1 protein-coding gene is annotated in these 293 nt (G+C 48.1%); it reads right to left on the bottom strand.

What is annotated here, in order from left to right:
- A partial coding sequence (locus tag H6A61_RS15585) for an AAA family ATPase (RefSeq protein ID WP_204394816.1) occupies positions 1-293 on the bottom strand: 293 nt, incomplete at both ends.

The following is a 293-nucleotide window of genomic DNA, read 5'->3' as shown; positions in this document are numbered from 1 at the left end:
TTGTCATATTCATCTACCAGGATTACAGTGTTCCTTCCAGTCTTTTCCGCCGCTCTTCGTATTACCCCCTCAAATCTTGTCGCAAGCGAATACTCATCCGGATTCTTGCCATAAAGAGCCTCGCACTGTTTCAGAAACAGGTCAAGCTTGTTCTCCAGATCCTTCGGAGTGGCATACCTTTCAGTATTCAGGTCCAGATGCAGCACAGGATATTCCGTCCATTCCTTCTCCAGTTCCGCAATCTTCAGCCCCTCGAACATCTCCCTCTTTCCGCTGAAATAAGTCTCCAGCGT

It is taken from the genome of Bacteroides caecigallinarum (genome assembly GCF_016901995.1).
Classification (GTDB): Bacteria; Bacteroidota; Bacteroidia; order Bacteroidales; family Bacteroidaceae; genus Phocaeicola; species Phocaeicola cellulolyticus.
This window is presented reverse-complemented; position numbering and strand designations above follow the sequence as displayed.